This is a genomic window from Streptomyces sp. ISL-36 (assembly GCF_018614205.1).
Classification (GTDB): Bacteria; Actinomycetota; Actinomycetes; order Streptomycetales; family Streptomycetaceae; genus Streptomyces.
In genome coordinates this window covers 1-11,073 of record NZ_JAGGOS010000192.1, presented here as the reverse complement: position 1 = coordinate 11,073, position 11,073 = coordinate 1, and the positions used below count along the sequence as shown (strand labels likewise).

Annotated in this window: 9 protein-coding genes; 3 read left to right on the top strand and 6 right to left on the bottom strand. The window is 71.0% G+C overall.

Translation table 11 applies throughout. The annotated features are described in order from the left end of the window. Positions 1-442, top strand: a 442-nt coding sequence (locus J7E93_RS35255) for an acyl-CoA dehydrogenase family protein (RefSeq protein ID WP_285440989.1), incomplete at its 5' end; no start/stop codon positions are given. Here J7E93_RS35255 and J7E93_RS35250 read toward each other — a convergent pair. The 6 genes from J7E93_RS35250 to J7E93_RS35225 all read right to left on the bottom strand — a co-directional run bounded on the left by J7E93_RS35250 (position 430) and on the right by J7E93_RS35225 (position 9,612). Continuing rightward, the gene (locus tag J7E93_RS35250) at positions 430-948 is read right to left on the bottom strand and encodes a pyridoxamine 5'-phosphate oxidase family protein (protein WP_215074118.1); all 519 of its coding nucleotides are present in this window, start codon (positions 946-948) and stop codon (positions 430-432) included. The genes J7E93_RS35255 and J7E93_RS35250 overlap by 13 nt on opposite strands. A gap of 42 nt (positions 949-990) precedes the next feature. Continuing rightward, entirely contained in the window at positions 991-1,365 is a 375-nt protein-coding gene (locus J7E93_RS35245) for a VOC family protein (RefSeq protein ID WP_215074117.1), read from the bottom strand. A gap of 41 nt (positions 1,366-1,406) precedes the next feature. Beyond that, a complete protein-coding gene (locus tag J7E93_RS35240; protein ID WP_215074116.1) occupies positions 1,407-2,126 on the bottom strand; it encodes a VWA domain-containing protein in 720 nt (239 codons plus the stop codon). Between the two features lie 260 nt (positions 2,127-2,386). Further along, positions 2,387-3,865: a glutamate synthase subunit beta gene (locus tag J7E93_RS35235; protein WP_215074115.1), complete on the bottom strand. Its 1,479-nt coding sequence runs from the start codon at positions 3,863-3,865 to the stop codon at positions 2,387-2,389. Continuing rightward, positions 3,858-8,441 (bottom strand): glutamate synthase large subunit, encoded by a 4,584-nt coding sequence (gene gltB / locus J7E93_RS35230; RefSeq protein WP_215074114.1) that lies wholly within the window; start codon positions 8,439-8,441, stop codon positions 3,858-3,860. The genes J7E93_RS35235 and gltB overlap by 8 nt, the downstream gene beginning before the upstream one ends. 442 nt (positions 8,442-8,883) lie before the next feature. Continuing rightward, on the bottom strand, positions 8,884-9,612 hold the full coding sequence (locus tag J7E93_RS35225) for a VIT1/CCC1 transporter family protein (RefSeq protein WP_215074113.1): 729 nt from the start codon (positions 9,610-9,612) through the stop codon (positions 8,884-8,886). A 230-nt stretch (positions 9,613-9,842) separates the two neighbouring features. Here J7E93_RS35225 and J7E93_RS35220 point away from each other — a divergent pair, with 230 nt between their 5' ends. Both J7E93_RS35220 and J7E93_RS35215 read left to right on the top strand, forming a co-directional pair. After that, positions 9,843-10,865, top strand: a complete 1,023-nt coding sequence (locus J7E93_RS35220) for an ADP-ribosylglycohydrolase family protein (protein WP_215074112.1) — start codon at positions 9,843-9,845, stop codon at positions 10,863-10,865. Beyond that, the coding region (locus J7E93_RS35215) for a hypothetical protein (protein WP_215074111.1) at positions 10,862-11,073 on the top strand (212 nt) is incomplete at its 3' end. The genes J7E93_RS35220 and J7E93_RS35215, both read left to right, overlap by 4 nt.

The window sequence follows — 11,073 nt, the reverse complement described above, 5'->3', positions numbered from 1 at the left end:
TCCCGCCGTCGCGGCCGCCGCCGAGCACGCCGCCCGCTGGGCTCTGCTGGCGACCGCCGCCCAGTCGCTGGGGGTCGGCCTCACCCTGCTCGACCGGACCGTGGCGTACGCGAAGCAGCGCACCCAGTTCGGGACGGCGATCGGCTCGTTCCAGGCGGTGAAGCACCGGCTCGCGGACACCCTGATCGGCCTCGAATTCGCCAGGCCCCTGATCTTCGGAGCGGCGGTCACCTTCGAGGACGCCGATCTCGCCGCGGCGAAGGTCACGGCCGGCGAGGCGGCCTACGCGGCCGCCCGCACCGCCCTGCAGATCCATGGCGCCGTCGGCTTCACCGAGGAGCTGGACCTCTCCCTGTGGCTGCGCAAGGCCCGGCCCCTGCGGGACGCCTGGGGCGCCCCGTCCTGGTGCCGGGCCCGGGTCCTGGCCTGTCATGAGTCCTGACGCGGCGGACGGTCATCGTTGCCGCGCCGGATCGTCTTCACGGGCCGGCCCGGCACCCAGGTGCGGACGACCAGCTCGTCGTCCTCGACGCTGGTGCGGACGATCTCGGTCGGCGCGACCTGGAAGAGATGGAACGGCGGCGGCGCGCCGACCTCCTCGGCGAACCGCTCGAACGTCTCGGCGTCGGTGACCTCGACCGCCCGTCCGGAGATCCGGACGTCTCCGCCGTCCATCTCCGTTCCGCCGCCCGGATTGGCGAGCAGCGAGAAGCGCGGGTCGCGCCGCAGGTCCAGCGCCTTGCGGGAGTTGGGCATCATCGCGAGCCACAGCTCGTCGAAGCGGAAGTTCACCTCCAGGCCGGTGAGCCGCGGTGAGCCGTCCTTCCGTACGGTCGCCAGGGTGTGGTGGGTGTACCGGCCGAACCGCTCCCGCACGGTGGCGGCGAGGTCGGGCTCGGCGGCGGCGAAGGTGGACCAGGTGTGGGGTGCGTCTCCGGTGTTTCCCATGGCTCCCAGGAAACACCGGAAACCCGCCGTCCACTGTCCGGATTACTCCGCGCGCTCGGAGACGGACCGCTCCACGCAGAACTCGTTGCCCTCCGGGTCGGCCATCGTCGCCCAGCCCGTACCGTCCGCGTTGCGCCGGTCGTCGACGAGGGTCGCCCCCAGTTCCAGCAGCCGCTCGACCTCCTCGTCGCGGGTACGGTCCTGCGGCTGCAGGTCGAGGTGGACCCGGTTCTTGACCGACTTCTTCTCCGGCACCGTCACGAAGAGGATGCCGGCGCCGGGCGTCTCCACGAGCGCCTCCTCGTCACCGGGCCGGTCGTCGTCGGACACCTTGGAGTCCAGTACGGCGGCCCAGAACGTGGCCAGGGCGTACGCGTCGGAGCTGTCGATCGTCACATGTCTCACCAGAGATGCCATGGCGGCACTCTCCCGCAGAGGCGGCGCCTGCGGCCAGCGGATTACGCGCGCACGATCGCCCGGGCCCGGGCCGCGGCCAGCCAGGCGGGGAACTCGGAGACGAGCCGGTCGTACAGCTCCTCGTCCGGGACCCGGCGCGGGTCCTTCCCGGCGTGGAAGAAGCCGGCGTTGTCGACGGGGCGCTTGTCCGGGACCGCCAACTCGTCCAGCTTGCGCAGGAATTCGAACTGGCGGCTGTCCGGGTCGCCGAAGCCTATGAACTGCCAGAAGAGCGGAAGCTTCGCCGCCTTGCACAGGTACCGCTCGGCCGCGAGCTTGTTGATCGGCCCGCCGTCGGTCTGGAAGACGACCAGTGCGGGGGCGGTCGCGCCGCTGTCGAGGTAGTGGTCGATGACCGCGTCCATCGCCAGGTGGTAGCTGGTCTTGCCCATGTGGCCGAGTCCGGCGACGATCCGGTCGACGCGCCCCTGGTGGTCGGCGAGCTCGATGTCCGTCTCGGCGTCGATGTCGGTGGAGAAGAAGACGACGGGGACCCGCCCGTCGTCGTCCAGGTTCGCGGAGAGCCCCAGCACCCGGTCGGCCAGCGCCTGCACGCTGCCGTCCTGGTAGTACGGCTTCATCGAGCCCGAGTAGTCGAGCACCAGATAGACGGCGACGCGCTGACCGCTCATGCCGTGCTTCTGCAGGGAGACCCCCGCCGACTTGTAGAGGCTGACCAACGCGGGCGCGGTCTCCTCGACCTTGCGCAGACTCAGGGCCACGGACGGCTCCCCTCCCTCATCCCGTACGGACTGCCGAGGGTACGTGATCAGGGACTTGAGAAGGACGACGGGCTGGTTACCGTGTGTGGGGCCCCCGCTGTGGCCGGCGGACGAGCCGTGGCCGGTCTGTGCGGAACACGGCCGGGTGGGGACGCGCCGCGGCGCCCGCCCAGTCGTCCGGTCGGGGACATTCGGGGGGCGCCGCGCTCAGTTCCGCACGTCGTTGTACGGGACGTCAGGTGGGTCCTCGGACCCTCGGGTCAGACCGTCAGGGCACGGTCCGTCGGGCGGATCGGGGCCGGGAGGTCGCTCGCGCCCGTCAGGAAGCGGTCGACTCCGCGGGCCGCCGAGCGGCCCTCGGCGATCGCCCAGACGATCAGCGACTGGCCGCGGCCCGCGTCGCCGGCCACGAACACGCCGCCGACGTTGGTGGCGAAGTCCGCGTCCCGCGCGATGTTGCCGCGCTCGTCGAGCTCCAGACCGAACTGCGAGACCAGGCCGTTCTCGACGTCCGTACCCGTGAAGCCCATCGCGAGCGTGACGAGCTGGGCGGGGATCTTGCGCTCCGTGCCCGGCTTCTGGGTCAGCTTACCCTCGACGAACTCGACCTCGACCAGGTGCAGGAACTGGACGTTGCCGACCGTCTGTCCCTCTTCGGGGGCGGAGCCCTCGAAGTGGGTGGTGGAGACGGAGTAGACCCGCTCGCCGCCCTCCTCGTGCGCCGAGGTGACCTTGTAGAGCATCGGGAAGGTCGGCCACGGCTGGCCGGCCGCCCGCTCCTCGCCCGGACGCGGCATGATCTCCAGCTGCGTGACCGAGGCCGCGCCCTGGCGGTGGGCGGTGCCCACGCAGTCCGCGCCGGTGTCGCCGCCGCCGATGACGACGACGTGCTTGCCCTCGGCGGTGATCGGCGGGGTCACGAAGTCACCCTCGACGACCTTGTTGGCCAGCGGCAGGTACTCCATCGCCTGGTGGATACCGGCCAGCTCCCGGCCCGGGACGGGCAGGTCGCGGGCGGTCGTGGCACCGGCGGCGATGACCACGGCGTCGTACCGCTTGCGCAGGTCGGTCGCCGTGATGTCGCGGCCGATCTCCACGCCGGTGCGGAACTTCGTACCCTCCGCGCGCATCTGCTCGATGCGGCGGTTGATGTGCCGCTTCTCCATCTTGAACTCGGGGATGCCGTAGCGCAGCAGGCCGCCGATGCGGTCGGCGCGCTCGAACACGGCGACCGTGTGGCCGGCCCGGGTCAGCTGCTGGGCGGCGGCAAGACCCGCCGGGCCCGAGCCGATCACCGCGACGGTCTTGCCGGACAGACGCTCGGGCGCCTGCGGCTTGACGTCGCCCGTGTCCCACGCCTTGTCGATGATGGAGACTTCGACGTTCTTGATGGTGACGGCCGGCTGGTTGATGCCGAGCACGCACGCGGCCTCGCACGGAGCCGGGCACAGGCGGCCGGTGAACTCCGGGAAGTTGTTGGTGGCGTGCAGCCGCTCGGAGGCCTGGGTCCAGTCCTCGCGGTAGGCGTAGTCGTTCCACTCGGGGATGAGGTTCCCCAGCGGACAGCCGTTGTGGCAGAACGGGATGCCGCAGTCCATGCAGCGGCCGGCCTGCTTGCTGATGATCGGCAGCAGGGAGCCGGGAACGTAGACCTCGTTCCAGTCCTTGACTCGCTCGCCCACCGGACGGGTCTTGGCGACCTCGCGCCCGGTGGTCAGGAAGCCCTTGGGATCAGCCATGGGTCGCCGCCTCCATCATCTTCTCGGTGGTCTCCTGCTCGGAGAGACCGGCGAGCTCAGCGGCGTCCTTGGCGGCGAGCACTGCCTTGTACGTGGTGGGGATGATCTTGCTGAAACGGTCCACGTTCACGGACCAGTCGGCGAGGAGCTTCTCGGCGACGGTCGAGCCCGTCTCCTCGTGGTGGCGGCGCACGACATCGTGCAGCCACGCCTTGTCGGTGTCCGACAGGGCCTCGATCGCCTCCAGGTTGCCGGAGTTGACGTTGTCCCGGTCGAGGTCGACGACGTAGGCGACGCCGCCCGACATGCCGGCCGCGAAGTTGCGGCCCGTCTCGCCGAGGACGACCGCCGTACCGCCGGTCATGTACTCGCAGCCGTGGTCGCCCACGCCCTCCGAGACGACCAGCGCGCCGGAGTTGCGGACGCAGAAGCGCTCACCGGTGCGGCCGCGCAGGAAGAGCTCGCCGCCGGTCGCGCCGTACGCGATGGTGTTGCCCGCGATGGTCGAGTACTCGGCCAGGTGGTCGGCGCCGCGGTCCGGGCGGACCACGATCCGGCCGCCGGAGAGGCCCTTGCCGACGTAGTCGTTGGCGTCGCCCTCCAGGCGGAGCGTGACACCGCTCGGCAGGAACGCGCCGAACGACTGGCCGGCGGAGCCGGTGAAGGTGATGTCGATGGTGTCGGCGGGCAGTCCCGCGCCGCCGAACTTCTTCGTCACCTCGTGGCCGAGCATGGTGCCGACCGTGCGGTTGATGTTGCGGATCGCGACCTGGGCCCGGACCGGCTGCGCCTCCTCGGCGGACGCCGCTCCGAGCGCCTCGGCGGCGAGCTCGATCAGCTCGTTGTCGAGGGCCTTCTCCAGACCGTGGTCCTGCTCGATCACCGCGTGGCGGACCGCGCCCTCGGGCAGCTCGGGGACGTGGAAGAGCGGGGCGAGGTCGAGGCCCTGCGCCTTCCAGTGCGTCACCGCGCGGCTGGTGTCGAGCAGCTCGGCGTGGCCGACGGCCTCTTCGAGGGTACGGAAGCCCAGCTCGGCGAGGATCTCGCGGACCTCTTCGGCGATGAACTGGAAGAAGTTGACGACGTACTCGGCCTTGCCGGAGAAGCGGTCGCGCAGGACCGGGTTCTGGGTGGCGATGCCGACCGGGCAGGTGTCCAGGTGGCAGACGCGCATCATGACGCAGCCGGAGACGACGAGCGGCGCGGTCGCGAAACCGAACTCCTCGGCGCCGAGCAGCGCGGCGATGACGACGTCACGGCCGGTCTTGAGCTGGCCGTCGGTCTGGACGACGATCCGGTCGCGCAGGCCGTTGAGCAGCAGGGTCTGCTGGGTCTCGGCGAGGCCGAGCTCCCAGGGTCCGCCCGCGTGCTTCAGCGAGGTGAGCGGCGAGGCGCCCGTACCACCGTCGTGGCCGGAGATGAGGACGACGTCCGCGTGGGCCTTGGAGACACCCGCGGCGACCGTGCCGACACCGACCTCGGAGACCAGCTTCACGTGGATACGCGCGGCCGGGTTGGCGTTCTTGAGGTCGTGGATCAGCTGAGCCAGGTCCTCGATGGAGTAGATGTCGTGGTGCGGCGGCGGGGAGATCAGACCGACACCCGGGGTGGAGTGCCGGGTCTTGGCGACCCACGGGTAGACCTTGTGGCCGGGCAGCTGGCCGCCCTCGCCGGGCTTGGCGCCCTGCGCCATCTTGATCTGGATGTCGTCCGCGTTGACCAGGTACTCGCTGGTCACACCGAAGCGGCCGGAGGCGACCTGCTTGATGGAGGAGCGACGCTCCGGGTCGTACAGGCGCTCCGGGTCCTCGCCGCCCTCGCCGGTGTTGGACTTGCCGCCCAGCTGGTTCATGGCGATGGCGAGGGTCTCGTGCGCCTCCTGGGAGATGGAGCCGTACGACATGGCGCCCGTCGAGAACCGCTTGACGATCTCGGAGACCGGCTCGACCTCGTCGAGGGGGATCGAGGGGCGGTCGGAGGTGAAGCCGAAGAGGCCGCGGAGCGTCATCAGGCGCTCGGACTGCTCGTTCACCCGGTCCGTGTACTTCTTGAAGATGTCGTACCGCTTGTTGCGCGTGGCGTGCTGCAGGCGGAAGACGGTCTCCGGGTCGAACAGGTGCGGCTCGCCCTCGCGGCGCCACTGGTACTCGCCGCCGATGTCCAGCGCGCGGTGCGCGGAGGGGACGCCGGAGACGGGGTACGCCTTGGAGTGGCGGGCGGCGACCTCCTTGGCGACGACGTCGAGACCGGCGCCGCCGATCTTGGTGGCGGTGCCGTTGAAGTACTTCGCGACGAAGGCCTCGTCGAGGCCGACGGCCTCGAAGACCTGGGCGCCGCGGTAGGAGGCGACGGTCGAGATGCCCATCTTGGACATGACCTTCAGGACGCCCTTGCCGAGGGCGTAGATCAGGTTGCGGATGGCCTGCTCGGGCTCCATGTCCTCGATGAAGGTGCCGGCGCGGACCAGGTCCTCGACGGACTCCATGGCGAGGTACGGGTTGACGGCGGCGGCGCCGTAGCCGATGAGGAGCGCGACGTGGTGGACCTCGCGGACGTCTCCGGCCTCGACCAGCAGGCCCACCTGGGTGCGCTGCTTGGTGCGGATGAGGTGGTGGTGGACGGCCGCGGTGAGCAGCAGCGACGGGATCGGCGCGTGCTCGGCGTCGGAGTGCCGGTCGGAGAGGACGATCAGGCGGGCGCCGCCCTCGATCGCCGCGTCGGCCTCGGTGCAGATCTCCTCGATGCGGGCGGCGAGCGCGTCGCCACCGCCGGAGACCCGGTAGAGGCCCGAGAGGGTCGCGGCCTTCATGCCGGGCATGTCGCCGTCGGCGTTGATGTGGATGAGCTTGGCCAGCTCGTCGTTGTCGATCACCGGGAAGGGCAGCGTGACGCTGCGGCAGGAGGCCGAGGTCGGTTCGAGCAGGTTGCCCTGCGGGCCCAGCGAGGAGCGCAGGCTGGTCACCAGCTCCTCGCGGATGGCGTCCAGCGGCGGGTTGGTGACCTGCGCGAAGAGCTGGGTGAAGTAGTCGAAGAGCAGCCGGGGGCGCTCGGACAGGGCCGCGATCGGGGAGTCGGTGCCCATGGAGCCGAGCGGCTCGCCGCCGGTGCGGGCCATCGGGGCGAGGATGACGCGGAGCTCTTCCTCGGTGTAGCCGAAGGTCTGCTGGCGGCGGGTGACCGAGGCGTGGGTGTGGACGATGTGCTCGCGCTCGGGGAGGTCCTCGAGCTCGATCTCGCCGGTCTCCAGCCACTCGGCGTACGGCTTCTCGGCGGCGAGACCGGCCTTGATCTCGTCGTCCTCGATGATCCGGTGCTCGGCGGTGTCGACGAGGAACATCTTGCCGGGCTGCAGGCGGCCCTTGCGAACGACCTTGGCGGGGTCGATGTCGAGGACGCCGACCTCGGAGGAGAGGACGACGAGGCCCTCGTCGGTGACCCAGTAGCGGCCGGGGCGCAGACCGTTGCGGTCGAGGACCGCGCCGACCTGGACGCCGTCGGTGAAGGTGACGCAGGCCGGGCCGTCCCAGGGCTCCATCATCGTGGCGTGGTACTGGTAGAAGGCGCGCCGGTCCGGGTCCATGGACTCGTGGTTCTCCCACGCCTCGGGGACCATCATCAGGACGCTGTGCGGCAGGGAGCGCCCGCCGAGGTGGAGCAGCTCCAGGACCTCGTCGAAGGAGGCGGAGTCGGAGGCGTCCGGGGTACAGACCGGGAAGATGCGGTCGAGCTTGCCCTCGCCACTGTGCCCATGGTCGGCAGAGCCGAACAAGTCGGAGGCGAGCTGGGACTCGCGGGCCACCATCCAGTTGCGGTTGCCCTTGACCGTGTTGATCTCGCCGTTGTGCGCGACGAAGCGGTACGGGTGGGCCAGCGGCCAGCTGGGGAAGGTGTTGGTGGAGAACCGGGAGTGGACCAGGGCCACGGCGGTGGCGCAGCGGCGGTCCGACAGGTCCGGGAAGAAGGGCTCCAGCTGGCCGGTGGTCAGCATGCCCTTGTAGACGATGGTGCGGCCGGAGAGCGACGAGAAGTACGTCCCGGCCTCGCGCTCGGCGCGCTTGCGCAGGACGAACGCCTTGCGGTCCAGCGCGATGCCCGTGTTCTCTCCGTCGGCGACGAAGAGCTGGCGGAAGACCGGCATGGTGGAGCGGGCGGAGGCGCCGAGCAGCTCGGGGGCGACGGGAACCTCGCGCCAGCCGAGGACGGTCAGGTTCTCCTCGGCGGCGATCGTCTCGATCTGCGAGACGGCCTGTGCGGAGCCGTCGGCAGGAAGGAAGGCGATGCCGACGGCGTAGGCGCCTTGGGCGGGAAGCTCGAAGTCGGTGACCTCGCGCAGGAAGGCGTCCGGGACCTGGAACAGGATGCCGGCGCCGTCTCCGGAGTCGGGCTCGGAGCCGGTGGCGCCGCGGTGTTCGAGGTTGCGCAGTACGGTCAGCGCCTGCTCGACCAGTGCGTGACTGGCTACACCGGTGAGGGTGGCCACGAACCCGACGCCACAGGCGTCGTGTTCGTTACGGGGGTCGTACATCCCCTGCGGAGCGGGGCGACCGTCCATGGGCGACCAGGCGTCGGAACGCATCGGCTCTCCCGTCGTCGTCGTGGCATATGCAGCAGCCGAGGGACGACGTTGGCCCTCCGCGAAATTTCGTGCAGGTTACATGATGGCTGGCTTCTCGCAGAACGGATAGCTCATTCCAGCATGCGGACACCGCTGACACGGAGCGGTGGTATTGGTTCACCTGTGGACAGGTCGATCTTGTGGCATTCGATGGGGTTCGACGACCCGTCGCGGAGCGAGCTTCATTGCCCGCGGCGCTTACGCCTCATGCCCGGTGGTTAAGGATTCGAAACCAGCGAGTAACGGCTAGATATGTTGCGCTGCGCATAGTGTCTCACCGGAACGCCGGATCCGCCCAGGGAGATACGTCACAGCGACGCCGGACGCATCTCCCCAGAACACCCGAAAGGGCCCCCGACCTGCGGCGGGGGCCCTTTCGACGGATCGCGGGGAGGTGCGGGGGCTAGAGGGCCGCCCCGAAGAGCATGCCGAGCCCGTACGTGACGGCTGCCGCCGCGCCACCGAGGACGAGCTGGCGCACTCCGCTGAACCACCAGCTGCGGGCCGTCACCCGCGCCACCAGCGCGCCGCAGGCGAAGAGCCCGAGGAGCGCGAGCAGCACGGCGGGCCACAGCGCGGTCGCGCCGAGCAGATACGGCAGGACGGGAAGCAGCGCACCGAGCGCGAACGAGCCGAACGAGGACACCGCGGCGACCGTCGGCGACGGCAGGTCGTCCGGATCGATGCCCAGCTCCTCGCGGGCGTGGATCTCCAGCGCCTGCTCGGGGTCCTTGGAGAGCTGCATCGCCACCTCGCGGGCGAGCGCGGGCTCGACTCCGCGGGAGACGTACAGCGCGGCGAGCTCCTCCATCTCGTCGATGGGGTGCTTGCGCAACTGCCGGCGTTCGACGTCCAGTTCCGCCTCGACGAGCTCGCGCTGCGAGGCGACCGAGGTGTACTCGCCGGCCGCCATGGAGAAGGCGCCCGCCGCGAGCCCGGCGAGGCCGGTGATGACGATGGTCTGCTGCGAGACCGCGCCTCCCGCGACACCCGTCATGAGGGCCAGGTTGGAGACCAGTCCGTCCATCGCGCCGAAGACCGCCGGGCGCAGCCAGCCGCCGTTCACATCGCGGTGCGTGTGGTTGTCGCGGTGGGCCGCGTGAAGTGGCGCCTCGGTTTCGATGATGGACATGCTTCTCCCCTGTCGTTCCGGCGGGTCGGGCTGACCCCGCCGCCCCTCAACACCCTCGAAAGTACGCGCGATGTAAGGGGCGCGCCAGCAAGGCAGGCCGTACTTACTAAGGTCCGCCTCACCGTTCGCCACGCCTCTTCCTGCGGTGTCAGCCGGGTGACAGAGACGTTTCTTCGTCTCCGGGCCGCCCCGACGTGGCAGAGATTCAGGAACCGCGAAAGGGGACCGACATGGTGAGCGAGACGGGGACGACGGCACGCGACACCCGGGAGCGCGCCAGGGGCGCGCTCCTCGGACTCGCCGTCGGCGACGCGCTCGGCGCACCCGCCGAGAACATGCGTCCCTCGGAGATCCGCCGCCGCTGGGGCCGCATCGAGGGCTTCGTCGCGGACCGTCCGGCCGGCACGGACGACACGGAGTACGCGATCTTCTCCGGGCTGCTGCTCGCCCGGCACGGCTCCGCGCTGACCGTGCACCATGTGGAACGGGCCTGGCACCACTGGATCGCCGACCTGGACGAGGGCCCCTTCCGGGGGGCCGGCTTCAGCGAGCGGGGCACCCTGGAGAACCTCCGGCGGGGGCTCGCGGCCCCCATCTCCGCCCAGCACCGCCACGCCTGGTCGGACGGCCTGGCCATGCGCGCCGCCCCGTTCGGGGTCTTCGCGGCGGGCCGTCCCTCGGAGGCGGCCCGGCTGGTCGCCATCGACGGAAGCGTCAGCCACGACGGCGAGGGCATCTACGGCGGCCAGGCGGTCGCGGCGGGCGTCGCCGCGGCGATGGGCGGCGCCTCGGTCACCTCGGTCATCGCGGCGGCGCTCTCGGTCGTCCCGATGGACTCCTGGACGGCCCGCTCGATGCGCCGCGCGGTGGTGGCGGCCCAGCGCGTCCAGCCCGACGCCCTGACCCGGGAACGGACGGTCCGCTCGGCGGTCGTCATCGGCGGCTACCCGTGGACGGACCTCGCCCCGGAGGCGGTGGGCCTTGCCTTCGGCGCCTTCGCGGCGGCCGGCGGCGACTTCCGTACGGCGGTCCTGACCGCGGTCAACATGGGCCGCGACGCGGACACCACGGCGGCGGTGGCGGGCGCGCTGGCCGGCGCGGTCGCGGGGGCGTCGGCGATCCCGGAGGAATGGGCGGGGGCCATCGGCCCGGTGACGGGGAGCTGCCTGCCGTCGATGCGGGGGTTCCACGTCCTGGACATCGCGGACCTGCTGACGACGGACGAGGACGAGGACGAGGAGGCGGTCCGGTGACCGCTGTGAGCGACCGCCCCGCTGGGGCCGGAGAAGGACTGACAGGCCCCACGCAGACCGACACCTCCGACGAGGCCGTCGCCATCGGGTTCGGGCCCGGGACGGGCACGGCTGGTGCGGGCGGGGTGGGGGCTGGCTCGGTCGGGGCGGGCTCGGTCGAGGCGGGCGGCGTGGGCGCCGGCTCGGTCGGGGCCGGCAGCGCGGGGAC

Excerpts from the sequence above, each read along its gene's own strand:
- J7E93_RS35220 (WP_215074112.1), top strand. The coding sequence starts at position 9,843 with ATGGTGAGCGAGACGGGGACGACGGCACGCGACACCCGGGAGCGCGCC.
- gltB (WP_215074114.1), bottom strand. The coding sequence starts at position 8,441 with ATGCGTTCCGACGCCTGGTCGCCCATGGACGGTCGCCCCGCTCCGCAG.
- J7E93_RS35225 (WP_215074113.1), bottom strand. The coding sequence starts at position 9,612 with ATGTCCATCATCGAAACCGAGGCGCCACTTCACGCGGCCCACCGCGAC.
- J7E93_RS35250 (WP_215074118.1), bottom strand. The coding sequence starts at position 948 with ATGGGAAACACCGGAGACGCACCCCACACCTGGTCCACCTTCGCCGCC.
- J7E93_RS35245 (WP_215074117.1), bottom strand. The coding sequence starts at position 1,365 with ATGGCATCTCTGGTGAGACATGTGACGATCGACAGCTCCGACGCGTAC.
- J7E93_RS35235 (WP_215074115.1), bottom strand. The coding sequence starts at position 3,865 with ATGGCTGATCCCAAGGGCTTCCTGACCACCGGGCGCGAGGTCGCCAAG.